Source organism: Chitinophaga caseinilytica (assembly GCF_038396765.1).
In the GTDB taxonomy this organism is placed as follows: domain Bacteria; phylum Bacteroidota; class Bacteroidia; order Chitinophagales; family Chitinophagaceae; genus Chitinophaga; species Chitinophaga caseinilytica.
In genome coordinates, this window is record NZ_CP150096.1 from 3,641,731 (window position 1) to 3,664,878 (window position 23,148).

The 23,148-nt window shown below is 56.5% G+C and carries 25 protein-coding genes; 13 read left to right on the forward strand and 12 right to left on the reverse strand.

Annotation, left to right across the window (positions count from 1 at the left end; genetic code table 11):
- Positions 1-67: 67 nt before the first annotated feature.
- Positions 68-661, reverse strand: a complete 594-nt coding sequence (locus WJU22_RS14830) for a hypothetical protein (RefSeq protein WP_341838963.1) — start codon at positions 659-661, stop codon at positions 68-70.
- Between the two features lie 181 nt (positions 662-842).
- Between WJU22_RS14830 and WJU22_RS14835 the strand changes: the two genes are divergently transcribed.
- Complete coding sequence (locus WJU22_RS14835; protein ID WP_341838964.1) at positions 843-1,049, forward strand: hypothetical protein; 207 nt, start codon at positions 843-845, stop codon at positions 1,047-1,049.
- A gap of 158 nt (positions 1,050-1,207) precedes the next feature.
- Here the strand turns inward: WJU22_RS14835 and WJU22_RS14840 are convergent, their stop codons facing one another.
- On the reverse strand, positions 1,208-1,828 hold the full coding sequence (locus WJU22_RS14840; RefSeq protein ID WP_341838965.1) for a deoxynucleoside kinase: 621 nt from the start codon (positions 1,826-1,828) through the stop codon (positions 1,208-1,210).
- 3 nt (positions 1,829-1,831) lie between these two features.
- Positions 1,832-2,326, reverse strand: a complete 495-nt coding sequence (gene folK / locus WJU22_RS14845) for a 2-amino-4-hydroxy-6-hydroxymethyldihydropteridine diphosphokinase (protein WP_341838966.1) — start codon at positions 2,324-2,326, stop codon at positions 1,832-1,834.
- Positions 2,327-2,406: 80 nt separating this feature from the next.
- Here folK and sppA point away from each other — a divergent pair, with 80 nt between their 5' ends.
- Entirely contained in the window at positions 2,407-4,164 is a 1,758-nt protein-coding gene (sppA, locus tag WJU22_RS14850) for a signal peptide peptidase SppA (protein ID WP_341838967.1), read from the forward strand.
- 76 nt (positions 4,165-4,240) lie between these two features.
- Positions 4,241-5,026, forward strand: coding sequence for a hypothetical protein (locus tag WJU22_RS14855; protein ID WP_341838968.1), 786 nt, complete (start codon positions 4,241-4,243; stop codon positions 5,024-5,026).
- Between the two features lie 189 nt (positions 5,027-5,215).
- Here WJU22_RS14855 and WJU22_RS14860 read toward each other — a convergent pair whose 3' ends face one another.
- The gene (locus tag WJU22_RS14860; protein ID WP_341838969.1) at positions 5,216-5,605 is read right to left on the reverse strand and encodes a hypothetical protein; all 390 of its coding nucleotides are present in this window, start codon (positions 5,603-5,605) and stop codon (positions 5,216-5,218) included.
- A 220-nt stretch (positions 5,606-5,825) separates the two neighbouring features.
- On the opposite strand from WJU22_RS14860, the gene WJU22_RS14865 reads away from it, so the two are divergent.
- The 3 genes from WJU22_RS14865 (at position 5,826) to WJU22_RS14875 (ending at position 8,041) form a co-directional block, all read left to right on the forward strand.
- Entirely contained in the window at positions 5,826-6,902 is a 1,077-nt protein-coding gene (locus WJU22_RS14865; protein WP_341838970.1) for an ABC transporter permease, read from the forward strand.
- A 27-nt stretch (positions 6,903-6,929) separates the two neighbouring features.
- Complete coding sequence (locus WJU22_RS14870) at positions 6,930-7,475, forward strand: SRPBCC family protein (RefSeq protein ID WP_341838971.1); 546 nt, start codon at positions 6,930-6,932, stop codon at positions 7,473-7,475.
- Between the two features lie 74 nt (positions 7,476-7,549).
- Entirely contained in the window at positions 7,550-8,041 is a 492-nt protein-coding gene (locus WJU22_RS14875) for a DUF2911 domain-containing protein (RefSeq protein WP_341838972.1), read from the forward strand.
- A 126-nt stretch (positions 8,042-8,167) separates the two neighbouring features.
- Here the strand turns inward: WJU22_RS14875 and bioA are convergent, their stop codons facing one another.
- Positions 8,168-9,448 (reverse strand): adenosylmethionine--8-amino-7-oxononanoate transaminase, encoded by a 1,281-nt coding sequence (bioA, locus tag WJU22_RS14880; protein ID WP_341838973.1) that lies wholly within the window; start codon positions 9,446-9,448, stop codon positions 8,168-8,170.
- A 190-nt stretch (positions 9,449-9,638) separates the two neighbouring features.
- Between bioA and WJU22_RS14885 the strand changes: the two genes are divergently transcribed.
- Genes WJU22_RS14885 through WJU22_RS14905 form a run of 5 tightly spaced genes read left to right on the forward strand, consistent with a single transcriptional unit; the run spans position 9,639 to position 12,178 of the window.
- The gene (locus WJU22_RS14885; RefSeq protein ID WP_126246502.1) at positions 9,639-9,938 is read left to right on the forward strand and encodes a GNAT family N-acetyltransferase; all 300 of its coding nucleotides are present in this window, start codon (positions 9,639-9,641) and stop codon (positions 9,936-9,938) included.
- A 22-nt stretch (positions 9,939-9,960) separates the two neighbouring features.
- A complete protein-coding gene (locus WJU22_RS14890; protein ID WP_341838974.1) occupies positions 9,961-10,332 on the forward strand; it encodes a hypothetical protein in 372 nt (123 codons plus the stop codon).
- A gap of 11 nt (positions 10,333-10,343) precedes the next feature.
- Positions 10,344-10,574, forward strand: coding sequence for a (4Fe-4S)-binding protein (locus tag WJU22_RS14895; RefSeq protein ID WP_341838975.1), 231 nt, complete (start codon positions 10,344-10,346; stop codon positions 10,572-10,574).
- Between the two features lie 13 nt (positions 10,575-10,587).
- Positions 10,588-11,460 carry a pirin family protein gene (locus WJU22_RS14900; RefSeq protein ID WP_341838976.1) on the forward strand — a complete coding sequence of 291 codons (873 nt, stop codon included), beginning with the start codon at positions 10,588-10,590 and terminating at the stop codon, positions 11,458-11,460.
- A 10-nt stretch (positions 11,461-11,470) separates the two neighbouring features.
- A complete protein-coding gene (locus tag WJU22_RS14905; protein WP_341838977.1) occupies positions 11,471-12,178 on the forward strand; it encodes a DNA alkylation repair protein in 708 nt (235 codons plus the stop codon).
- A gap of 58 nt (positions 12,179-12,236) precedes the next feature.
- Here WJU22_RS14905 and WJU22_RS14910 read toward each other — a convergent pair whose 3' ends face one another.
- The 7 genes from WJU22_RS14910 to WJU22_RS14940 all read right to left on the reverse strand — a co-directional run bounded on the left by WJU22_RS14910 (position 12,237) and on the right by WJU22_RS14940 (position 21,594).
- On the reverse strand, positions 12,237-13,559 hold the full coding sequence (locus WJU22_RS14910; RefSeq protein ID WP_341838978.1) for a hypothetical protein: 1,323 nt from the start codon (positions 13,557-13,559) through the stop codon (positions 12,237-12,239).
- Positions 13,560-13,570: 11 nt separating this feature from the next.
- Positions 13,571-15,661: a hypothetical protein gene (locus tag WJU22_RS14915; protein ID WP_341838979.1), complete on the reverse strand. Its 2,091-nt coding sequence runs from the start codon at positions 15,659-15,661 to the stop codon at positions 13,571-13,573.
- Between the two features lie 178 nt (positions 15,662-15,839).
- Positions 15,840-16,709, reverse strand: a complete 870-nt coding sequence (locus tag WJU22_RS14920; protein ID WP_341838980.1) for an aldose 1-epimerase family protein — start codon at positions 16,707-16,709, stop codon at positions 15,840-15,842.
- 9 nt (positions 16,710-16,718) lie between these two features.
- Positions 16,719-17,897, reverse strand: a complete 1,179-nt coding sequence (locus WJU22_RS14925) for a heparan-alpha-glucosaminide N-acetyltransferase domain-containing protein (RefSeq protein ID WP_341838981.1) — start codon at positions 17,895-17,897, stop codon at positions 16,719-16,721.
- Between the two features lie 86 nt (positions 17,898-17,983).
- A complete protein-coding gene (locus WJU22_RS14930) occupies positions 17,984-20,170 on the reverse strand; it encodes a chondroitinase-B domain-containing protein (protein WP_341838982.1) in 2,187 nt (728 codons plus the stop codon).
- A 275-nt stretch (positions 20,171-20,445) separates the two neighbouring features.
- The gene (gene map, locus WJU22_RS14935) at positions 20,446-21,210 is read right to left on the reverse strand and encodes a type I methionyl aminopeptidase (RefSeq protein ID WP_341838983.1); all 765 of its coding nucleotides are present in this window, start codon (positions 21,208-21,210) and stop codon (positions 20,446-20,448) included.
- Positions 21,211-21,267: 57 nt separating this feature from the next.
- Positions 21,268-21,594 (reverse strand): MerR family transcriptional regulator, encoded by a 327-nt coding sequence (locus WJU22_RS14940; RefSeq protein WP_341838984.1) that lies wholly within the window; start codon positions 21,592-21,594, stop codon positions 21,268-21,270.
- 147 nt (positions 21,595-21,741) lie between these two features.
- On the opposite strand from WJU22_RS14940, the gene WJU22_RS14945 reads away from it, so the two are divergent.
- The gene (locus WJU22_RS14945) at positions 21,742-22,236 is read left to right on the forward strand and encodes a nuclear transport factor 2 family protein (protein ID WP_341838985.1); all 495 of its coding nucleotides are present in this window, start codon (positions 21,742-21,744) and stop codon (positions 22,234-22,236) included.
- 126 nt (positions 22,237-22,362) lie between these two features.
- Positions 22,363-23,067: a dipeptidase PepE gene (gene pepE / locus WJU22_RS14950; RefSeq protein WP_341838986.1), complete on the forward strand. Its 705-nt coding sequence runs from the start codon at positions 22,363-22,365 to the stop codon at positions 23,065-23,067.
- The last annotated feature ends 81 nt before the right edge of the window (positions 23,068-23,148 follow it).

Here is a 23,148-nt window from a genome sequence, read left to right on the forward strand (position 1 = left end):
GTGGAGACCGGCGGGCCAAAATTAGCGTAAAACGTTCAATGGATGGGGGAGAAAAAAGGACAGGCGGTTAGAAAATGCCTGCTTTCACGCCCAGGGAGAATCCGGGGGCGCTGAGCTTCTCGTCGGTCGTATGCAGACCGCCCACGCCGAACACCCTCCGGTACGAACCGCCCGCTACTACGCGGAGGTAATGGGTGACGTTCATTTCCAGCTGAACGAAGGGCTCGGCCACTACAACGGAGCTGGAGCCATAGACATGATCGCGGCCTTTATTGAATTTTTCGCGCTCGGAAACCCCGCCGCCGCCGATGAGGGTGCCGGCCGACCAATGGAAAAGTTTGTCGGAGTTGTGCACGTATTCGACTACGGCGCCGGTGTACCAGAAATTGAGGACGGGCCGGTCGGGCGCTTCTACTCGGATGTTGTTGGCGAGGCTTTTGGCGCCGGCGCCGAGGAGCCATTTTTTGTTGAGGAATACGCCTCCGTATGCGCCGGTGAGCACGGCAAAATCGCCATTCAGGGCGGAGATCGTGCCAAAACCGTGGCCGTATGCGCCGAACGATTTGGCTTTGGAGGTTTTGCCTGCCAGGGTTTCGATTTCCTGGGCATTGGCGGCGGTGATGATTAACATCGAAGCGAAGAGTGTCAGCAGCTTTTTCATATTGTAAAGTTTTTTGTTTGCTGCTATAATGACGGACAAATCACCCTTCCCCCCATAAGCCGGTAAAAAAATATTTTCTGAATGAAAATGAACAGCCGTTTTATGGAATGAATAAAATGAACAGGGGAATAAGGGCTAAATTGATTAACAAACCTTATTTACTTAACCTCACATTGTTATTATGGAAAACACCTACTTCGGCTGCGAGCCGCTCGAGGCACAAGACATGCAGAACATCCAGGGCGGTGCTTACGTGGCCAATCTTTTGACCCTCGTAAAAGGCGCATATTTCCTGACAAAAGGCTTTACCCTGAATGTGCCCCTGGCCGGCCCCCTGGCATTCGGACTGCTGACATCGTTCGTAGACCCCCTGGTAACGGCGGCATAATCACCACTGTAGCCACAAAAAATGACAGGCAATCTGCAGACGCAGGTTGCCTGTTTTGCTTATGATAACACTAACTATGGATTATTTCCCGTCTGCCCAATTTGGGCCGGGTATGCGCAAGTAACAACGGAAAAGGAAGGATTGTTGACCCGTACCGCCTACAGGTAATGGATACCCGGTGGATAGCTGTTGCCCAGCGCGCCGGTCAGCGCCCGGAAATCTTCAGGGCTCCGGAGGAAGTCCATCTTCGTAGTGTCTACCATGAGCGTGCGCATGGGGTACTGGCGGAGGAACTGCATGTACATTTCCTGCACCCGCTCCAGATAACTGTTTTTGATCTGCTGCTCGTACGGCCGCCCGCGCTTGCGGATGTTGCGCTGCAACTGGTCTACCGGCGCGTTGAGGAAAATGAGGATGTCGGGCTGGGGGAGTTGGGGATTGATGATGTCGAACAGCTTTTGATACAGCGAAAACTCGTCGGCCTCCAGGTTCATCTTGGCGAAGAGCAGGCTTTTGATGAAGAGGTAATCGCTGATGGTCTGGGGCGAAAAAAGATCGGGCCCCATCATGTCTTTCAACTGCTTATACCGTTCGGCCATGAAGAACAGCTCCAGCGGAAAGGCGTACTGGGCGGGGTCTGCGTAAAACTTAGGCAGGAAAGGGTTGTCTGCGAACTCCTCCAGCACCAGGCGCGCCCGGTAATGCTCGGCGAGCTGCTGCGCGAGGGTCGTTTTCCCCGAGCCGATATTCCCTTCTATGGTAATGAACGGGTATTGCATGGGTTAGTGTGGCGCGGTAGCGAGTTTCACGGCGGGCAGCGGGTCCGGACAGGCCGCCAGCAGCTCGGCAACGGTCAGTTGCAGGATAGGGTGCACCTTTTCCCCGGCGATCTCTGCCAGGGGCGCCAGCACGAAACGGCGGTTCTGGAGCTGGGGATGCGGTACTTTCAGCTGTGGCAGGGTGATGACGTCGTTGTTGAAAAACAGCATGTCGATATCGATCACCCGCGCCCCCCATTTCACCCGTCTCACACGGCCGATACGGCGCTCGATGTCGAGCATGAGGCGCAGCAGCGAGGGCGCGTCGAGCCCGGTTTGCAGCTCCAGGGCCTGGTTCAGGTAATCGGGCTGGGCAACGCCACCCCAGGCAGCGGTTTCGTACAGCGCCGATTCGCGCACTACGGCCCCGGCCTCCGCCTGCAGGAGTTTCACCGCTTCCAGCAGGTTCGCGGAGCGGTCTCCCATGTTGCCACCTATCAGTAATATTGCAGTATTCATGAATTTGACGGCTCAAAAGTACCCATATTCCGTATTTTTGAGAAAATTAATATAGATTTCCGTCCAATAACCAGATACTCATGCGCAGTTTCCTCAAATTTTTCCTGGCATCCTTTGTAGCCCTTATCGTTTTCTCCATCATCTCCTTCTTTTTCATGCTGATGCTGCTCGCCCGCCTGGGCGCCGGCGCCCGCGAAAAAGTAGTGGTCGGGCCCAACGCCGTTGTAGTGGTAGACCTCAGCCAGCAATTCCATGAACTGCGGACCGACGATCCTTTCCGTAACCTCCTCGGCGGCGGCGCGGGCAACGTACCCGGTCTTTTCGATGCCGTGCGCATCATCCGCGAAGCGGCAACAGACGGTAATGTGAAAGGTATCTACATCAAGGCAGATGGCAACGGTAACGGATATGCCGCCAGCGAAGAGCTGCGCCGCGCCCTGGTGGCGTTCCGCAAAAGCGGCAAGTTCGTGTATGCATACGCGGATGGCCTCAGCCAGAACGCTTTCTACGTAGCTTCCGCCGCAGGTAAAATATATGTGCACCCGAAAGGCGCCGTCGATTTCACCGGCTTCTCCCTCACCACCACCTACATCAAAGGCCTGCTCGAAAAACTCGACATCGAACCGCAGATTTTCTATAACGGAAAATTCAAATCCGCTACGGAACCTCTCCGCGAATACAAAATGTCTGACGCCAACCGCGTGCAGACCACTTCCTTCCTCAACGAACTTTACGGCGATTTCCTCGTTCGCATTTCCGAAGCGAGGAAGATCGATACCGCCACGCTCCACCGCTACGCCAACGAAGCGCAGATTCTGGAGCCCTCCGACGCCGAGCGCCTCAAACTGATCGACGGGTTGCGGTACGACGATCAGGTGATGGACGAGATCAAGCGCAGCCTGTCTATCGGCGGCGATGAATCCGTGAATTTCATCTCCCTGAATAAATATGCCGTCGCCAATCGCCTGTACGAAGGCTATAGCGGCAACATCGCCCTCATTTACGCCCAGGGCGAGATCCGCTCCGGTTCTGATATCGACGATGCCATCGCCGGCGACGATTACGTGAAAATGATCCGCGACGCACGGCAGGACAAAAGCATCCGCGCCATCGTGTTCCGCGTAAATTCACCCGGCGGCAGCGCACTGGCCTCCGAAAGCATCTGGCGCGAACTCACGCTGGCACGCAAATCCAAGCCCGTGATCGTTTCCATGGGCGATTATGCAGCCAGCGGCGGATATTACATTTCCTGCATGGCAGACAGCATTTTCGCAGAACATAACACCCTCACCGGTTCCATCGGTGTGTTTACGATATTGCCCAATATGAAAGGGTTCTTCAACAACAAGCTCGGTATTACGTTCGACGGCGTGAAGACCGGCGAATATGCAGACGCAGGCTCCACCGCCCGCCCGCTCACCGACAAGGAAAAAATGCTCATCCAGCGGGGAGTGGATTCCATCTACGCCACGTTCAAACAAAGGGTGGTGGACGGCCGGAAATTGAGTGCGGCGGTGGTTGACAGCATTTCGCAGGGCCGCGTATGGACCGGCAGCCAGGCGAAGCAACTGGGCCTGGTAGACCGTTTGGGCGGTGTGCAGGACGCGGTCGACTGCGCGGCGCGCATGGCCAACATTCCGGAAGTGGAACTGGTGACTTACCCCCGTCCGAAAGATACCATGGAAAAACTCGTCAAACTTTTCGGACAGGAAATGAAAGCCAGCTTCATGAAGGAAGAACTGGGCGAAGATTACCGCATCTTCGAAACGATCAAAAAGGTACGCGCCATGCAAGGTGAAGCGCAAGCCCGCTTGCCGTACGAAATGGTGATCGATTGACCTGATCCCGAAAAAATACTGATATTGCGATGCCGTTCCTGAAAAGGAGCGGCATTTCGCTTAAAAAACGACCCTTATGTACCGTTTGAAATTCATGCTGCCTGCCATGATCGTTTGCGGGCTCGCGGCTTGCCAGTCGGGCGCCACGCAAAGCGCGCAAGACTCCACGCAGACCGTTTCCCCGACCGACAGTTCCCGGTCCGACGGCCCGGAGCTGGTCCGCGACACGGCTTTGGCGTCTGAATTCGGATTGCCCGACACGGTGACGATCGGCAGCCAGTTATACCGCGTGGTGCCCTCTACCGAAGAGCTGTTCGAAAGCGCGCCTGAGTTCAAGCCCGATACGAGCGAAGCGAAAAATATCGCGCCGCAGCACGACCTCGTCCGCCGCGCAGGGAATGTGCTGTATATCAAACTGAAAAACGGATCGGAAAAGGAATTCCGCGACAATGCGGAAAGCGATGGGGAAGATCATGAAGTGCATATCTATAATGGTTACCTGCCGGCGATCGCGCGTTTCGTGATTTTCAGGTTTGGGTATGAAACGTATGATGTGTTGCTGGTGGATGAAAAATCCGGCGAAGAAACGCCCATCATCGGCCTGCCGCAGGTATCGCCCGACGGGAAGCAACTGATCGCTTCCAACCTCGACCTGATGGCGGCGTTTACCTTTAACGGACTGGAATATTATACGATGACCGGCAAGGGACTGGAAAAGCAGTACGATTTCAGTCCTGAGAAATGGGGCCCGGAATCCATCAAGTGGCTCGATGCCAATGTATTGGTGGGTAAATTCGGGGTGTTGACGAAAGACAATGATCTGCTGTATCATTATGTCCGCCTGGAGCCGGTAAGGAAATAAGGCTTGTCCGAAGGCCGGTCCCCGGGGCGGGGAAGCCACACACATAGGCGGAATGCGCCCGGTATGGAGACCCCGTCCCCGGTGCGAAAAGCAATGCTTTCATGGCCGGACCGGAAACTGCCGGCTTTTTAGATTGCAGCCATATATCGCCGGCATCAGTTGGCGGTTATTTCCTGTCGGGGCGCCCGGTCAGCCCTCTTCGGTGTACACGGGGTCGCGTTCTTCGGGAGTGAGGCGGATCACGTTGTTGTGATTTTCATCAACGATTTTCTGGGCTTGCATGCGGAGGCGGCGGAGCCCGTCGGCCAGGGCTTCCATTGATTTTTCGGCGGCTTCCGCGATCTCGTTGTGGTGGCGGATAACGTTGCTCAGTCTTTTGATGTGCTCATTGATCACATTACAGATGATCTGAGATCCGCTGAAGGGGTCGAAATCCTGGAGACGTTGCAGGATGTCGTCGTAACAGCGGCACATCTGTTCTACGGCTGGTGAAGGGGCGGCAGCAGCGGCTGCCTGCACTTTTTCTCTGCCATACAGGTTGGATTTTAGGGCGCCTATTCGGCATGATTGGTTGATCAAAACGCGGTTTATGACTCTCGTCCAGGCCTGCAACTTAAGAAAAGACCGCCGCCCGGCGCTTTCAAAAATTGTTAACCGGGCGTTATTGGTGGGTTAAAGCCCAGCAAACGGCCCCTGGAGCGGCCCTTCAGATTTCAGGGGATAATTGATCGTTGTTTGCTAGTTTTGCCCCTTGTTAAAGATTAATAGCATGGCGTCATCATACAATCAGCGGAAGGCAATGTGGGCAATTACGAAGGCGAGCATCCGGGCAATGTTCCGGAGCCCCTCGGCAGTGGTTTTCAGTCTCGCATTCCCGCTGGTCTTCATTCTGGTGTTCGGTTTCATCGGCGGAAGGTCGGGCTCGGTAAAAGTAGGGATCGATAAACGGTCAGACACTGCCAGCCAGATGTACCAACGCCTCGCCGCCGCGCCCAACCTTAAACTGGTGACAGACGAGCCGCAGGCGGATATGGAAGACGACCTCCGCAAAGGCCGTCTCACGGCCATTCTCCGCATCGAGAACGGGGCAGTGGCGGATAGTGCCGCGCCGGCCCTGAAGCTGCATGTCAAAACATCCACCGCCACCAGCCCGGACAATAAAGCGCAACTCATCAACGTGCTCCAGATGGGCATCAACGCGGCCAACGACGTCGTGTACCCGCGCCCGTCCATTGCGGAGATCATTCCCGAAACGGTGCCTGGCCGTCAATACAAGCCTATCGACTTCATCCTGCCCGGCCAGCTGGGCTTTTCGCTGCTGAGCGCCGCCGTTTTCGGGACGGCGTTCCTCTTTTTCAGTTTGCGGCAAACGCTGGTGCTGAAGCGTTTCTTCGCCACGCCCATCCACCGCATGTACATCATTCTCGGCGAAGCCATCAGCCGGCTGCTGTTCCAGTCGTTCGGCTCCATCGTGATCATCGGGCTGGGGTATTTCGCGTTCGGGTTTACGCTGGTGAACGGGTTCGTGACTTTCCTGGAAATGCTCGTCCTTTGCCTGTTCGGGCTCATCGTATTCATGGGTTTCGGTTTCGTGGTGAGCGGCATCGCCAAGTCGGAAAGTACCATCCCGCCTATGGCCAACATCGTCACATTGCCGCAGTTCCTGCTGGCCGGCACGTTCTTTTCGGTGGATGTATTCCCTGCCTGGCTGCAACCCATTTGCAAGATGATGCCGCTGACTTACCTGAACGATGCCTTGCGGAAGATCGCTTTTGAAGGGATGCACCTGTGGGACCTGGGTCCGCAATTGCTGGTGCTCACCATCTGGGGCGTGGTGGTGTACGGCGTGGCCGTGAAGGTGTTCCGCTGGGAATAAAGTTTAACAACCGTAATCAAACCTGGTATGAGATTATTTAAATTCTTCCTGATCTCCGTAGCCATTCTCGGCGCGCTGATCTTCCTGCTGTCGCTGGCGTTCCCGTCTACCGCGCTGCTGGAACGCTCCGGCGCCATCGAAGCCCCGGCAGACAAGGTGTACACGTATCTGACCGACCTGAAAACCTGGAAAAACTGGAACCCCTGGCACCCGGAGTTCAGTCTTAAGCCCGGCGTTTCCGTGAATTACGGCCCGGTTACGGCCGGAGAAGGCGCATCTTACACCTGGGCCGTGCCCGGGAGCAACGAGCCCGGCCGCGTCCGGATCACGGAGGTAGTGCCCGGCAAAAGCGTGACCTACATCATGATACATCCGGATATGAAGCATATTACCGCGCATTTCGACCTCAAACCTACGGCCGACGGGCAGGGCACGGCCATCCTCTGGCGGTTCGAAGCGCACGTGGGCATGGCACCCTGGTGGAAGCTCCGCGGGTTCATGATGGACCGGATGTTCGGTTCCACGATGGAAGACGGGCTGAACCACCTGAAAAGCCTCGCAGAAGCACCTTGATTTTTTTATGTTGAACGGTTTGGAAATCTTCCGTTTTCCGGCGTAATTTCCGTGTTCATTCAAATCCTATTTTTATGAAAAGCATGTTAATGGGCCTCGCCCTTCTTTTCTCCGCAACAGCAGTATTAGCGCAAGATCCGCCGAAAAGCCCGCTGGTATCAGCGTCCGGCGACAATGTCGAAATTTCCTACAGCCAGCCCTCCAAAAGAGGCCGCGTGATCTTCGGCGAGCTGGTACCGTACGATAAAGTATGGCGCGCAGGGGCCAATATGTCAACCGATATTACTTTCAAGAAAGACGTATCGTTCGGCGGCCAGAAGGTGAAAGCAGGTTCTTACGCCCTGTTCATCATCCCCACCGCAAAGGAATTCACGGTAATCCTGAACTCGCAGACCAAGCAGATGGGCTCTTCCCAGTACGAAGCCAACAAAAGCAAGAACGTAGCCGAAGTGAAAGTTCCCCGTCAGAAAACGGCTTCCACCGTTGAGAAACTGACGTATTCCTTCCCAAAAGGCAATCTGCAGATGGAGTGGGACGATACCAAAATTTCCGTTCCGGTAAAATAATTACTGCACCGTCAACACAGCTAACGCATTTTTACGCCCTCCCGCAAAACGGGAGGGTTTTTTGTTGCCGGAAACGAAAAATCCGCCCCGGGATGGGAGCGGATTTTTTTATGGCTGGACGCAGGATTACCGTTTGCCGTATTCCTCCAGCATATCCAGGACACAATCGTATACGGTGGTCAGTTGCCCGTCGGTAATGACGTACGGGGGAAGGATGTACAGCGTGTTGCCGAGCGGGCGGAGCATGACGCGCTTTTCGCGGAAGAAGCGGTGCAGGAAATCCGCCAGGTTGTTGACGTAGCTGTCTGCCTCGCCGGTATTCACTTCGAAGGCGAGGATGGTGCCGGTTTGCCGGACGTTTTTCACCCGGGAGTGCTGGCGGAGGGTTTCCCCGAACGCCTGGTGCCGTGCTGCGATCCGGCGGCGGTTTTGCGCGCAGGCGGGGTCAAGGAACAATTCCAGGCTGGCCAGCGCCGCCGCGCAGGTGAACGGGTTGGCGGTGTAGGAGTGGCCATGGAAGAGGGTTTTGAGCTTGTCGTTGCTGAGGAACGCTTCGTAGATCGCTTCGGTACAGGTGGTAACACCCATGGCCATCGTGCCGCCGGTCAGCCCCTTCGACAAGGTGATCATATCCGGCGGGGTGGTAAGCTGCTCCATGGCGAAGTTGGTGCCCGTCCGGCCGAAGCCCGTCATCACTTCATCGGCAATCAGCAGGATGCCTTTGCTGCGGCAATGTGCCAGCAGGGCATCGAACGCTTTGACATCGTACATGATCATGCCGCCGGAGCCCAATACCAGCGGCTCAAAAATGAATGCGCCGGTGTCTGCGGCGATATCGTCGATCTGCCGGAGCAAAGCCGGCAGGTTTTCGGCGGTGGGCAGGTCGAGGAAGGTGACTTCGAAGAGGTAATCGTCGAACGCCCGGGTGAACACGCTGCGGGCCGATACGCTCATTGCGCCGAACGTATCGCCGTGATAGGCGTCGTGGAAGGCGAGGAGTTTGCGGCGGGGGGTGCCTTGGTTCTGCCAGTACTGGATCGTCATTTTCAGCGCTACTTCCACGGCGGTGGAGCCGTTGTCGGAATAGAACACCCGCGCCTGGGCGCCCGGCAATACGGGCAGGAGCTTCTCTGCCAGCAAAACGGCCGGCTCGTGGGTGTATCCCGCAAAAATGGCGTGGTGCAATACCGCAGCCTGTTCGGCCAGCCGCTTCGTGATATGCGGATGCGCGTGGCCGTGGATGTTGACCCACCAGCTGGAGGTGGCGTCTATATAGGTTTGGCCGTGCTCGTCGGTCAACAGGGCGCCTTCGCCCTTTACAATGCCTATCGGTGCGGGGGCCGTCTGCATCTGGGTGTAGGGATGCCAGATCACGGCCTGGTCGCGCTCGCTTAAACTCTTTTGCATGCCGCAAATGTACTCCATCGTCCGTACAACGGAAATAACGATATCACATATTCATGTTTCCCCTTATTCAATTGCGGAGCCAACCAATTGCCTACCTTTGTGTTGTATTTAGATGGCATGGTTTTAGCCATCCTCCGTTGTTTTATAACCATATCCGGGCAATTTACTGTCAGAACCCAAAAGCTACATTATGGAAGGAAAGCTCCTCGAGATCAGGGACAATGAAAACGCGAAGCAATTCGAGACGCGGGTGAACGGGCACCTCGCAAAGATCGAGTACATGGAAGGCGGCAACCGCATCTTCCTGACCCACACCGAAGTGGCGCCGCAGCTCGAAGGCCAGGGAGTGGCCGCACTGCTGGTAGAGCGCGTTTTATCCATCATCGATGAGCGGGGCCAGAAAATTGTACCCCTTTGCCCATACGTAGCCACCTATATCCGCAAACACCCGGAATGGAAAAAACTCCTGGCACACGGGATCAACGTCTGAACACTCAATTAATCTTTGAAATATGCCCTTGACCAATTTTGACAAGCTCCATCACCAACACCAGGAATGGAAAAAAGATCTGCTGCTGAACGAAAAGGAAATCAAATCCCTGCGCGACGAGCTCGTTGAGCTCGCCAACGGCCGCTTCGACCACGACGCCGCCGCTAAAGTGGAACATTTCCAGAATGCCCTCATCCGCCAGAAGGAAGTCGTGAACGAGCTCCTCCAGCAAGTGATCCAGGGAGATAAAATGATGTCTGAAGCCCAGGGCGACGATGCGCAGCTGCACATGCTGCACAACAAGCTGCAAGACGATGTGGAAACCTTCAACCGCCTGTTCATCGAACTGCGCGAAGAATTCAAACACTTCAAGCAGCAATTGCGCGAATCCTAAATTTTCACGACATGGAAATGAAAAATGAATATACCAATGGCGAAGTAACGGTTGTATGGCAACCGCGCATTTGCCGCCACACGGGCATCTGCGCACGCGGCCTGCCCGCGGTATTCCAGCCGAAGGAAAGGCCCTGGATCAAGATAGACGGCGCTACGACCGATGCTATCATTTCCCAGGTGAAGCTTTGCCCTTCCGGCGCGCTTAGTTTTTATATGAACGCAGATAAACCGAAAGATTAGCCAGCCGAAACGTATGCAGCAATACCGCAGCGTGCAGCATGTGCTGTACGCAGACCTGAAAGACATGGGCGATATGCCCGTAAGGCAACCGTTCCCTTCCGTTCATGCAGACCGGATCGATCCCTTCCTGCTTCTTCATCATATTGACGTTCGGGTGCCCGACTACCTGCCGCCGCGCCAGGCGGGCGTGGGGCCGCACCCGCACCGGGGATTTTCGCCGGTCACGTTTATTTTCAAAGGCGGTGTCCATCATCGCGACAGCCGGGGCAACAACTCGATCGTTCGCGCAGGCGGCACCCAATGGATGCACGCAGGCATGGGGATCGTGCACTCCGAGCGACCGCCCAACGATATCCACGATACCGGCGGCGAACAGGAAATGATCCAGATCTGGGTGAACTCGCCTTCCGGCCGGAAGATGGACCAGCCTTCGTATTTCCCCTTGCATGGCGTGGATACGCCAACGGTTACCAGCGAAGACGGGCTCGTGACCATTTCCGTGGTGGCGGGGGAATTAATGGGCGTGAAAGGCCCGGTGCCCACGCTGACGCCCGTCAATACCTTTACCGCGCATTTCCGCAAGGGCGGCCATTATTATATTCCATTGTCGGAAACGCATAACGCATTCGTGTATTTGCTGGACGGTGAAGTGAAGATCACCGGCGCCAGCGTGTACACCGGTTTCCATTGCCTCGTTTTCCGGCAAGACGGGAAGGGGATCGGGATCACGGCGGAAGAAGATACACGCCTGTTCATCGCTTCCGGCGAACCGATCGGGGAAAAGATCGCGGCCAACGGGCCGTTCGTCATGAACACCGAAACGGAAGTGCTCGAAGCGATGCGCGATTACCAGATGGGAAAAATGGGTATATTGATAGAAGAATAAACCCTGCACCATGACACTCGCAGAAACCATGGCGGCCATCGCCGCCGCAGGAACGGCCCAGACGAAGAAAACGCTCATGAACCACGGCGGCCGCGAACCCATTTCCGGTGTGAAAGTCTCCGACCTGAAGGTGATCCTCAAACAGATCCGCAAAGACCAGGCCCTCGCCCTGGCGCTCTACGATACCGGGCATTACGATGCGCAGTACCTGGCCGGCCTCGCCGCCAACGGTGCCCTCATGACGCCCGCGCAACTCCGCCACTGGGCCGAAACGCCCAATGCCGGCGCCATCAGCGAATACTCGGTGCCCTGGGTTACCGCCGAACATCCGGATGCCTGGAACATCGCGCTGTCGTGGATCGACGATCCTGCTCCGGAAATAGCCGTCAGCGGATGGGCGACGCTCGGCGGACTGGTTTCCCTGCTCCCCGACGATCAGATCGACGTACCCAAAGTGCTGGCGCTGCTCAAACGCATAGAAAAAGAAATCCATGGTGCGCCCAACCGCGTGCGCTACGTGATGAACGGGTTCGTCATCGGCGCGGGAACGTACGTAGACGCCGCGCACGCCGCCGCAGTGGCCGCGGCCCGCAACATCGGGACGGTAACGGTGAACATGGGGAACACGGCCTGCAAAGTGCCCGAAGCCGAAGGGTACATCGCCGCGTCGCGCGGGAGGCCGGGCGGGGCGAAGAAAAAGAAAACGCTCAAATGTTAAATAGCAAAGCCGCGCAAAAAGCGCGGCTTTCTTTTTTCGAAAAACCAACCCTTCCGGATCAGTTTTTCTGCAACCATACCTCGTAAATCGTGCTACTGGCGCTGGTCGGGTTGAAACCGTTGCTTTGCGGGGCGGTGGCTTCGATCCCGCCATACATCCATCCGATCAGATTTTTGCCGGTTTGTAATTTCGCGTAATCGATCACTTCTCCCGATTTGTCGATCAGCGAAATAGCCGGATTCAGGATGAAAGCTGCATTGGCCCCGATGTAGCCGGGGAGGGTAACATTCCTCTGTGGATATTCCTGTGTGCCGTTCATAGACCGTACGATCGTAGATACACGGTTGAACCAGGGCATGAAATTCGACGCGTTGCCCGGCACTTCGTTCCCGCTGTCGTCGATATACCAGTCCGTAATACCGCCGATGAAAGACACGTATGCTTCACCGGTGGAGGAATTATACGCGGAAACAGCGGCGCAATCGTACATGCAGAACCGTTGCCTGAAATTCGTATCGATCTGTGCGAGGGTATTAAAACCCATATCCTCGAAATACACCGGGTTGATGAACGGCCCGCCCTGGTTGTTGAACACGCCGCCGAACACCGCCACGCCCACGTTCCTGTTGGCGGGCATCACCATCTTCACGGAAGGATAATCGCGACGGTGGAACTGGTTGGCGCCGTTGTACTGTTCGTTGGTCGTGATCACACTGTAATTGGTAATGGCCGGGGCTGAACCGCTGTTGTCGATCTTGAACCGCGCGATCTGCTCGGTATATTTCCCCGTCACCCCGCCGGAATATTTCCCGGTATAATTCTGCCCCATCACGAGGTGGAACCAGTCGTTCAGCTTCACGAGATATCCGCCGGTAACGGCCATGCGGCTGTCTGTCGTGGTTTTGATGTAATTGTTGAGCGCATAACCGTTCTGGACGGCGGCGATGGTCCGCTGCACATCGATGGCGGTCAATTGCGGGAAAGTTTGGTAACAACCGTCGTTCGCGCATCCCGCACCATATCCGCCGATCAGGTACAGCGTATTCCCGTCCTGGTAATAGGCGATGTTGGTGGAGCTGAGCTGATATTGCAGATTGGCCGGGATAGCGGCTTTCCACGATTTATTGGAGGAAACGTCTATCACCCAGATCGATGTGTTGGATGCGGAAGTGGGAAAGGTGGACCCGGAGCCCGCCGTGCCGTGGAACCCGTTGGTGCGCCCGCCTATGAGCAGCCAATAGCTCCCCAATGTGGCGATACAATACGATTGGAGCGCCGGCGCAGGCTGGTTCGCGGCTTTGTTCAGCGTGATGGTGTAAGGCGCCTGCGCGGCGGCGGACAAGCATCCGCAGAGCAACAGGCCGAGAATGAGGTGTTTCATGGATGTGTTTTTTAGGGGTTGATGATTTTGAGGCACCAGGCGGTGAGCAATTTGCGGCGGGAATCAGACAGGTCGCGGGTGCGGGGCATGGCCACGGAATTCGCCCATTGCGCAAGACTGATCCTGTCCATGAGGGCGCGTGCCATCACGGGGTCTTTCCAGATGTTGGGGTCGTTGAGCTTCACCACCTGGCTCATGGCCGGGTAGAGGAGGTAATAGTTCCGGAGCACCTTATTGTACACCACGTCCCAGGTGAGCTTGTCGTTGCCGGTGGGTTGCGGCGAACCGGGGTCTTTGTAGTATTGCGAATAATCTTCGTCGTTCGGTAACACCCGTACGTTGATGATGGAACCGGTCAACGGATTGAACTGTGCATAGCAGGATGGCGGCGGATTGTCGCTCGTGGTGCAGGTGATGAGGACGTTCCCCTTTTTGCTCACTGGCAGTGAAACGGGATCGCCGAGGTTGTAATTGTCCTGCAGTTTGACGGCGTTGCCCGGCGCCTGGTTGGGCGTGGTATCGTAATACCAGAGCTGGTAATTGTATCCGCCGTTGTTCGTCAGCTTTTCCCCGTTTTTATACCCGATAAACGAAATTGGCACCGTTCCCGGGCCATAGTCGCGGAATTGCGTGGTGGTGGCGTTGGGATTGGCCGTATTCTGTTCCGCATACACACCGGAGGTTTCGGAAAACAGGAACAGCGGTTTTTCGACGTGGATCACCTGGCTGATGCCCATCGGCCCCGTGCAATACAGGAAGAATGGCTGGCCTTCCCGCACCCGGGCATTGATGAAAGCGTTCCAACCGAAGTCGAAAATCCAGCCGTTGGCGTCGTTGGCTTTTACATCCATGTAATTGATCTGGCCAAGGGTAAAGTTGTTGGGCGACTGCGGATTGGCAGGATCGCCGATCAAAAGCGAAATAGCGCCCAGATCGAATTTGGGGTTGTTCCCGGTGACCATGGGATCGTAATTGCCCATGTACAGATCGGGCAGTACGGGAGAAAGGTCGAGGGATATTTGCGGGGAGATTTTGTAGATGCTGTCGTCTGTACGGTAATACAGTATTGCAGGTGGCATCTGCATTTTGGGAGCGCCCATGGTATTGCCTTTCCAGCCGATCGGCCAGGGGAAGGTTTGCGGCTCGAGGTAGCGGCCCGTGGTCTGGGAAGTGGCATCGCCTTCGAACCAGGGCGCAACCGTTCCCTGGATTTCCAGGAAGTCGGAATTGGTGCCCTGCACGGCGTACAGGGCGTTCATCTGGTCGATGTAGGCCTGGCCTTTGTATTTGAAGACGTTGATTTTCTGTAGCGGACGGTACACCGTAAACCGGCAAACGATGCCCGCCAGCGGTTTTTTGGCCGCGGTGGGGGAGTTGGACGGCATGCCCTGGAGGATTGGTTGGCCGGTGAGCTCGCTGAGGGGGATCACGCATTGGAACATGGCCGCCGCGCCGTTGGGGCCCGTCAGCGCGCCGTTCTTGAAAAAGTTGATCCAGCGCGTCATGGCTTTGGAAGGCTTGCCCATGAACAACGCCGTATCACCGGCAATGAGACTGAGGAAATCGGTGTAAAGCTGGGTGTTGGTAGGGTCTTCCGGGTTGATGTCGATCACCATGCCGGTGCTTCTCCCGTTGGGGCCGGTGCGGTTGAGGAACGACAGCTGGGCCACGGAGATCTGGCTTTTCAGGGAAGAGGGCATCACGTTGTTCGGGTCGTTGATGCCGGTCACGTTCACGCCGATCATATCCAGTCCCATATCGCCGTAATAGTTCCATTCTCCCGGGAAAATGGTGTCGTTGACGGTGAATTCCGCGGAAGGGGCGGGCCTTTCGCCTTCGAACCGCTTGGCCGTGGTGGCGCAGGGATTGGCAGGCGGGGGATTGTAGACGCCGAGCGGGGTGATGGCCCAGTTCACCCAGGCATCGTCGGTCATGCCGTAAGTCATGGGTTGAACGCTGGCGGAGTCGGCCAGGCGGACGGGTTGCCCGGCGTAAGGGCCGGATGCGAACTGCTCGCCGGAATAATCGTCATTGTTCGCAGTGCCTACGTTGATGGAAATCAGGCCCTTGAAATTGATCCTGGGGTAATCGAAAATAGACATTGGGGGTAGGTGTATTAGATTAACAATGCATTAACGGTCGCAATTAAGGGAATTCGATCTGGTTAAAATGTTAATACATGTTACGACACCTTCGCACAAACGAATTGGTTTGCAGGCAAATAGGGGGTAATCCCGGCTGAAATCAGCCGGAAAGACGGTTGAAATTTAACATTGGGAACTAGAAAAATACGGCCGACCATTCCCGCTGGAAGATGGCTTCGGGTGCCAGTTCGATGATACCTTCCTTCCGGGTGATGTCTCCGTTGGCGCTTACATGGTCTGCGATCCCGCACCACGGCTCGATGCACACGAAATCGGCGTTGGGAGCGGCCCAGATCCCCATGTACGGGAATCCCGGAAAACGCAGCTCGAGCCCATGCGGCGTTGTATCGCTGCGGAGGGAAATGGCGTTGGACGCGAGGTGTTTGAAGACGAGCGCATCTTTCAAAAACAGTGATTTGGTAAGCGGCAGTTCCTGCGCGTTGTCGAAGTACGCAACCGGTTCGTCGAGGATTTGCCCTTCGGGCGAAAGCGGCCACAGGGCTGCGTTCTCAGGGGCATTGAAGTGGAGCGCGTAGTCGTCGTAATGCGTCCCCTCCGCCAGCGGGACCCTGAAAGCAGGATGCGCCCCGATCGAAAAATACATAGGCTGGTCGCCGGTATTTTGCACCGTGTAGCGGACGGTCAGCGTGGCGTCGTTCACCGCATACCGGATGCTCAGTGTGAAAGGGAAGGGGTATCGGGCCAGGGAGTCTGCATCGTCTGTCAACACGAACGTCGCCGAATGCGGCGTCTGCTCCGTCAGTTCAAAGGTTTTATCCCGCGCGAAGCCATGACGCCCCAGTTCGTAGGTTTTCCCGTTGAAACGGTACTGGTTGTTTTTCAGTCCGCCCACGATGGGGAACAGTACCGGGCTTTTCTTTCCCCAGAAAGCGGCATCGCCGCTCCAGAGGTATTCCAGATGATTGTCTTTCCGTTGGATAGCCTGCAGTTCCGCGCCTTTCGGGCTGATCTGCACGCGCAGGATCTCATTCTCGATAGTAGTCATGCTACAAATTTACAGTTTCAGCCGGATTCCCCGTTTGCTGATCCATCCCGTCAGTTGAACGATGATCAGCGCGAAGGCGAGCGATTTCAACAGCCCGGGAACCCCGCCCCAGGGGAACATCATCGGGATGGACAGTGCGCCCATCAAAGCATAAGCGTAATAAGGCATCAGGTAACACAGCAACGTGTCCGTCCCCGCAGGTTTAATGATCCTGAAAGCATCGCCTTTCCCTTTCAGGTCCGCGATCCAGTACACCAGCGTGAAAACGAACAACGTGATCGCACTGCAGATATACACCCAACTGGGCGTCACCATCACTTTCGAAATGCCCCAGACCGGCCGTGTGGCGATCCCTACCGCCAGGAGCCCCGCAGCTATGCCGGTTAACCATCCGATAACGGGAATACGGCGCCCTTTCTCCACGAAATCCCGGAAAAGAATGGATGCCACCGTTCCCCCGAGCACGAGGGCCGCCAGTCCGCCGTCGCCCACCGGGGCCAGGAACCGCCGTAGCGGATGATCTTCCGCGATGAGACCGCCATGCGCCGCCATGTTGAAAGCCATGCACACGAGCCAAACGCCCAGTACGACGCCGATTTTGCCTTTGCCAAGGATGAAAGTGAGCGCCCCCACGAGGTAAGCCCAGCCAATCAATCCCAAAATCCCCCACCAGTACGTCGAAAAGCCCTGCGCCTGCTCGCCGCCGCGGCAAACGCTGACCAACAACAGCAACCCGGCGATGCCGATCGCTTTGAGCACGTATTTGCGGACGTTCGGCCAGCCGGCCGGATATTGGTTCCAGATGAGTATGAACGATGTACAGGCGATCGCGTTCCACACCCCGCGCGACAGGCCGGTTGCCCCCTCGTTCAGGTATTCCCCGTTTACCAATACCAGCCCCATCACCAGCAAACCGATCCCGCGCTCCAGCGCATGGCGGACGAGCGCCCAGGTACCGTCGCCCTTTTTGATACGGTTGGCCACCGCGTAAGGAATGCTCATACCTACAATGAACAGGAATGCCGGAAACACGGTATCCGCCAGGCCCATACCGTCTTCCCGGGGCTTGGTGTGCTCGAGCCACAGGGGAATGTCGTGCAGGGTCCAGAGGTCGTTGACGAAGATCATGAGCGTCATCGTCAGGGCACGGGTAATGTCTATCGACGCGATTCTTTGGGAAAGGGTCATAAGATGGGTGGAATTTGTGTCAAGATAAACAACGGGGCCGGTAATTTCAACCGCGCCCCGTTGACTTTCGTTGTAACCTTCAGTTTTTATCGCGCCACCACCAGGCGTACCTGCCTGTCCATGCGCCCGGATTGCAGCCGCAGGATGTACACGCCCGAAGGCTGTGGTGATTGCGGCCAGCGCAGCGTATGCTCGCCGGCTTCCTGGCGCGCATTGAACAATGTTTGCGTTTGTCCGTTCATGTTATAGACGGAAATCTGCACGTTTCCCGCTTTCGGGAGGGAATATTTTATCGTGGATGCCCCGCCGGATACGGGGTTGGGATATACTTCCAGCTTCACTTCCTTCGACAGTTCCCCCGTTCCGCCGTCCAGTTTCGCCTGCATCAAAGCCCCGCCGCCACCGCTTTCCCCGAACACGCGCAGCTCCGAAATGCTCGCCCAGGTGCCGGTATAATCCGCCGCGCCGGTCACGTTGATGCGCACGTACCGCGCCGCTACCGGACTGAAATTATCCGTGATCGGTGAAGCTACCGTTCCCGGCGTGGTGTTGGCGGAACGGTTCACGATTTGCGTGAAACTGCCGCCAGCCGTGGTTTTGGCCTGGATTGTGAATTGATAGGCGCGGTCGCTGAAACAGACCACTTCCGTTTTCGAAATATCGTACACCGCGCCCAGGTCCACTTCGAGCCACTGCGGGTACACGCTGGCCGACCAGCGGGTGTTCACATCGCCGTCTACCGCCGAGGTAGCAGGGTTTTCGGGTTGGGGTTGACTACTGGCCGTCACGGATTTGTTGAGGGCGAGATTGGCGAGCGCGGGAGGAGCGTCCGGGTCGGGAGGACCGCCCATCCAGGCCGGCCCAACGTCCATCGAGTCGAGCGGACGATTGGTGACCGTTCCGGACACGCGCTCGTCGGCCCCTGCGTCTTTGGAGGAAGTGCGCGCCTGTCCGTCGATGTCGAACGATACATTGATATCTACCGGCAGTCCGGAAATATCGAGCACGCCGCCCCATCCGCCAACGCCGGCGTCTATGGCGGGGCTTGACGCGCCGATGCGCCAGCTGCCCGCCGATTCCAGTTGCGGGTTGGCGATGGTGATGCCGCCGGGGTTCGTGATGCCGAGGGTGCCGGAGAAAATGTTTCCCTGCCAGGTTTCGGAACCGGTGAGGGTATTGGCTACGAGCGGTTGGTTGGCGTCTACGACCACGTTATTGGCGACTTTCACGCCGGTGGGGGACAGTGGCCGGGAACCGTTGTTCAGATCGATGGCGCGGCCGCTGGTGAATTCGCCGATGGTGTTGTAGGCGATCACGCAGCCGTTGATCTGCGGGTTGAAGCGGACTTCCCCGGCCGGGTAATCCTGTCCTTTCTGGAGGATGATCACTGCATCGCCGGTAGAATTGGCCGCATCCAGGCCATAGAAGAAGTTATTGATGATGTAGTTCTGCGAGCCGATGACGCGCACGCCGCCGGTTTTGGCTTTTCCTTCGCCGAGGAACCAGTTGGCGTAGAGCACGTTACGGTCGCCGTGGCGGAAGCAGAACTGCCCTTCGGAGCGGCGGAAGGTATTGTAGCGGTAGAGGTTTTCCGCGCTTTTGTTGGATATGATCTCGTTTTCGCCGTCGCATTCGCGGAAGAGGTTGTATTGGAAGAGCGTCCGCGAGATATTGTCCATTTGCCCGGAATAGCCTACCCGTACGGTTTCTCCGCCATTTACGCCGAGCGGCGGGCGGCGGGAAAAGTGGTTGTATTCCACCACATGGAAGTCGGCGGTTTTATCGCGCACTTCGATCTGGAGGGTGGGGTCTACGGTGTTTTTACCTTCGAAATGGCAATGGTCGAGGCGGGCGCGAAGTCCGTCGAGCACCATCCATTTCGATCCGGAATTGAAGTTGATGATGGCGCACTGCGTGATGCGGTTGTAGCTGCCGCGGATGGTGACCACGTTGCCGGTGACGGTGCCGTTGGTCCATTTGAACCCGCGTACTACCAGGTAAGTGCCGGTGACGTTGAGGGTGGAATTGCCCGTGAACGTGACGCCGCCGGGCGTTTGGGCGCGCATTTCTATAGCGGCGGTTGAGGTGCCGGAGGAACTGAAAGTGATGGCGGCATTGTTCCAGGTGCCGTTTTGCAGAATGATGCGATCGCCGGGCTGCGCGGCCGAAATGGCGGCGTTGAGCGCGGTCATGTCAGACACGTTGCGATCGATGGCCGAAGCGCCGGTACAGCATAATAGCAGGCAAACTAGCCAGTGGTAACGTTTTCGCATAAGTGGAATTTGGGTGATGAAAAAGCGGTGTCGCAGACGGGAAGATGATAAATCTTGCAATGCGGAAAACGTATTCATTTTCAATGCTTGCCAGGCATGATTGGATAATGGCGGAATGATTTTTTCGGTAGCTGGATGCGTATTTTCATAACTATCGGGAATGGCTGGATTCGAATATATGCAAACGATTGCATATTTGCGAATATTTTTTGGGGATATAAAAAAGCGACAGCCTCCGGTCGGGGACTGTCGCGCAGTATTTTTTTAGAGGGGATTTAACTCCAGATTTCGTTGCCTTCGGTGAGGAGAACGGGGGCGCCGTCGGTTACCATGATGGTGTGCTCATGCTGGGCCACGAAGCTGCCGTCTTTGGTCTGGAGCGTCCAGCCATCGCCGTTTTCATAGGCCCAGGTAGCCCGGGTGGAAATGAAGGTTTCGATGGCCACCACGCCGTTCTTGCGGAAACGGGCACGGTTGTATTTGTCGTAGTAGTTGGCGATGGAATGGGGCTCTTCGTGGAGGCTGCGGCCGATGCCGTGGCCGGTGAGGTTTTCTATCACCCGGTAGCCTCTTTTCTTCGCTTCCGCTTCGATCAAACCGCCGATTTCGGCAATTTTCACACCGTCGCGGATATTGGCGATCGCTTTGCGGAGAATGTCACGCGAGGCATCCACGAGTTTCTGATGACCGTAGATATCCTCCCCGAGCACGAAAGAACCACCGTTATCCGCCCAGAACCCGTTCAGTTCGGCGGATACGTCCACGTTTACGAGGTCGCCCTCCTGCAGGATGCGCTTCAGCGAGGGGATGCCGTGCGCGATCTCGTTGTTGACCGAGATGCAGGTCCAGCCAGGGAAACCATACGTCAGTTTAGGCGCGCTTTTGGCCCCGAAGGCCGCCAGCACGGCATTGCCGAATTCGTCCAGTTCACCGGTCGACATTCCCGGGCGGGCGTGTTCCCGCATAGCTTTCAGGGTGAGGGCTACCGCTTCTCCGGCCGCCTGCATGCCCTGTAATTCCGCTTCGTTCGTGATAGACATGGGTTTCGTTATCTGTTTGTCGCAATTTAATCAATAATAGGCATTGGCACATGGGTATTAGTGCTTAGGCGGCTTGCCGGGGCGGGAGAGGCGTTTGAGCGCCTTCTCGATGGTGTCCATCCGCTTGCGGATCTTCTCCGCCGCCGCATCTAGGGTAAAACCTTCGTCGAGCAGCTCCTTGATGAGGAGCATCTTCTTGATATTGGCATAATCGTACCGCCGGTTCTTGCCTTCTTCCTCCGTCAGGCTGATGATAATACCCTTGTCTTCCCAATACCGGATCTGCCTGGCCGGGATCCCCGTGATCTGGGATACTTCCCCGATCCCCACTACCAGGCGCCCCAGGAACTCAAAATCGAACTGCAAATCTTCCGTCGTGTCCATTTTGTAAATTATTTACAATGATTGTTGTGAAATTAAAAACTATTCCCTTAATTTGCAATTGTAAATAATTTACAAAACAGGACATTTAATTACATTGTATGCCTCAAACCGCCACTGGCGGCATTTGATCCCGCAAAATCTTGACTCATGAAAAGGCTATTTATCGTGCTTTGCCTGGCCGGCGGATTCGTTCCGGCACAGGCCCGGAACCCCCATGCCCAGGCGCCCCGCTTCCATGAAGCGCCCGCCAAATCCACCGTTCAGGCCTTTTTCGCCGCATTCGGCAAAGGCGACCTGGAAGCCCTCGTCCAAACCTTCGACCCCGCCGCGGAAATCACGGCCGTTCGCGCCGGCAACCGTGCCGCCGGACAAATCTACGGTTCCTACAAAGGCCACGCCGGCGTGCGGGAATTCGTGGCCGGCCTCGGCGCCGCCTTCCAGACGCAGGCGTTCACGGTAGAGCAGGTGATCGGCGAAGGGGAAACCGTGTTCGCCAGCGGCAAATTCACGCACCTCGTGAAAGCCACCGGCAAAACGTTTTCCAGCGATTGGGCGCTGAAATGCACCGTTCGCAACGGCAAGATCGTATCGTACCACTTCTATGAAGATTCCGCCGCCTATGCGCAGGCCAGCGGCGCCTGATCCCATGCAGCCGTGCTTATGCCGCGGGGCCCTTTGCAACGGGGGCTCCGCGGATCCTTTATCCTGCAATCCCAAAATTCCATGCTTCCTGCGTTCCCGTTTGCCGCGGGTTCCGTAATTTAGGACATGCGAAAGATTGTTTTAGCCAGTACATCGACTTTATTCGGTCAGGATTACCTCACTTACCTGGAACCCGCTATCCGCGAACTGTTCGCCGGCATTCCGGAGATCGTTTTCATCCCATATGCGCGCCCCGGCGGCATTTCCCACGACGATTACACCGCCCGTGCCGCAGCGGCCTTCGCTGCCTGGGGCATCCAGGTGCGGGGCCTGCATACTTTCCCCGATCCGGAAGTGGCCATCCGGCATGCCGCGGGTTACTTCACCGGGGGCGGCAATACCTTCCTCCTCGTCAAACAACTGCACGAAAATAAACTCATGGATTTGCTGGCCGCCGAAGTGGAAGGAGGGAAGCCTTACCTGGGCACGAGCGCCGGCAGCAACATCGGCGGGGTGAACATGCAAACCACCAACGACATGCCCATCGTGTACCCGCCCAGTTTCCAGACCATGGACCTCGTTCCCTTCAACCTCAACCCCCATTACCTCGATCCGCAACCCGATTCCGGGCATATGGGCGAAACCCGCGAAACCCGCATCCGCGAGTTCCACACCCAGCAAAACATTCCGGTTGTAGGCCTGCGCGAAGGCAGCTGGATCGAAGTAAAAGGAACGGAGATCACACTGCGGGGCAATGGCAGCGCCAGGATCTTCAAAGCCGGTCATGAACCTTATGAAATGCCGTCCGGCGGTAACCTGTCCCTCATCTGATCCTCTTTTTCAGCTAAATATTTAGCGGGCGGCTTACCGGTCGCCCGCTTTTTCTGCCATTCCATCCAGTTATTTGATAAT

Excerpts from the sequence above, each read along its gene's own strand:
- folK (WP_341838966.1), bottom strand. The coding sequence starts at position 2,326 with ATGAATACTGCAATATTACTGATAGGTGGCAACATGGGAGACCGCTCC.
- WJU22_RS14930 (WP_341838982.1), bottom strand. The coding sequence starts at position 20,170 with ATGCGAAAACGTTACCACTGGCTAGTTTGCCTGCTATTATGCTGTACC.
- WJU22_RS14830 (WP_341838963.1), bottom strand. The coding sequence starts at position 661 with ATGAAAAAGCTGCTGACACTCTTCGCTTCGATGTTAATCATCACCGCC.
- WJU22_RS14870 (WP_341838971.1), top strand. The coding sequence starts at position 6,930 with ATGAGATTATTTAAATTCTTCCTGATCTCCGTAGCCATTCTCGGCGCG.
- pepE (WP_341838986.1), top strand. The coding sequence starts at position 22,363 with ATGCGAAAGATTGTTTTAGCCAGTACATCGACTTTATTCGGTCAGGAT.
- WJU22_RS14895 (WP_341838975.1), top strand. The coding sequence starts at position 10,344 with ATGGAAATGAAAAATGAATATACCAATGGCGAAGTAACGGTTGTATGG.
- WJU22_RS14915 (WP_341838979.1), bottom strand. The coding sequence starts at position 15,661 with ATGTCTATTTTCGATTACCCCAGGATCAATTTCAAGGGCCTGATTTCC.
- WJU22_RS14840 (WP_341838965.1), bottom strand. The coding sequence starts at position 1,828 with ATGCAATACCCGTTCATTACCATAGAAGGGAATATCGGCTCGGGGAAA.
- WJU22_RS14875 (WP_341838972.1), top strand. The coding sequence starts at position 7,550 with ATGAAAAGCATGTTAATGGGCCTCGCCCTTCTTTTCTCCGCAACAGCA.
- WJU22_RS14835 (WP_341838964.1), top strand. The coding sequence starts at position 843 with ATGGAAAACACCTACTTCGGCTGCGAGCCGCTCGAGGCACAAGACATG.
- WJU22_RS14885 (WP_126246502.1), top strand. The coding sequence starts at position 9,639 with ATGGAAGGAAAGCTCCTCGAGATCAGGGACAATGAAAACGCGAAGCAA.
- WJU22_RS14865 (WP_341838970.1), top strand. The coding sequence starts at position 5,826 with ATGTGGGCAATTACGAAGGCGAGCATCCGGGCAATGTTCCGGAGCCCC.
- map (WP_341838983.1), bottom strand. The coding sequence starts at position 21,210 with ATGTCTATCACGAACGAAGCGGAATTACAGGGCATGCAGGCGGCCGGA.
- WJU22_RS14920 (WP_341838980.1), bottom strand. The coding sequence starts at position 16,709 with ATGACTACTATCGAGAATGAGATCCTGCGCGTGCAGATCAGCCCGAAA.
- WJU22_RS14890 (WP_341838974.1), top strand. The coding sequence starts at position 9,961 with ATGCCCTTGACCAATTTTGACAAGCTCCATCACCAACACCAGGAATGG.
- WJU22_RS14925 (WP_341838981.1), bottom strand. The coding sequence starts at position 17,897 with ATGACCCTTTCCCAAAGAATCGCGTCGATAGACATTACCCGTGCCCTG.
- WJU22_RS14900 (WP_341838976.1), top strand. The coding sequence starts at position 10,588 with ATGCAGCAATACCGCAGCGTGCAGCATGTGCTGTACGCAGACCTGAAA.
- WJU22_RS14940 (WP_341838984.1), bottom strand. The coding sequence starts at position 21,594 with ATGGACACGACGGAAGATTTGCAGTTCGATTTTGAGTTCCTGGGGCGC.
- WJU22_RS14855 (WP_341838968.1), top strand. The coding sequence starts at position 4,241 with ATGTACCGTTTGAAATTCATGCTGCCTGCCATGATCGTTTGCGGGCTC.
- WJU22_RS14910 (WP_341838978.1), bottom strand. The coding sequence starts at position 13,559 with ATGAAACACCTCATTCTCGGCCTGTTGCTCTGCGGATGCTTGTCCGCC.
- sppA (WP_341838967.1), top strand. The coding sequence starts at position 2,407 with ATGCGCAGTTTCCTCAAATTTTTCCTGGCATCCTTTGTAGCCCTTATC.
- WJU22_RS14905 (WP_341838977.1), top strand. The coding sequence starts at position 11,471 with ATGACACTCGCAGAAACCATGGCGGCCATCGCCGCCGCAGGAACGGCC.
- WJU22_RS14945 (WP_341838985.1), top strand. The coding sequence starts at position 21,742 with ATGAAAAGGCTATTTATCGTGCTTTGCCTGGCCGGCGGATTCGTTCCG.
- bioA (WP_341838973.1), bottom strand. The coding sequence starts at position 9,448 with ATGCAAAAGAGTTTAAGCGAGCGCGACCAGGCCGTGATCTGGCATCCC.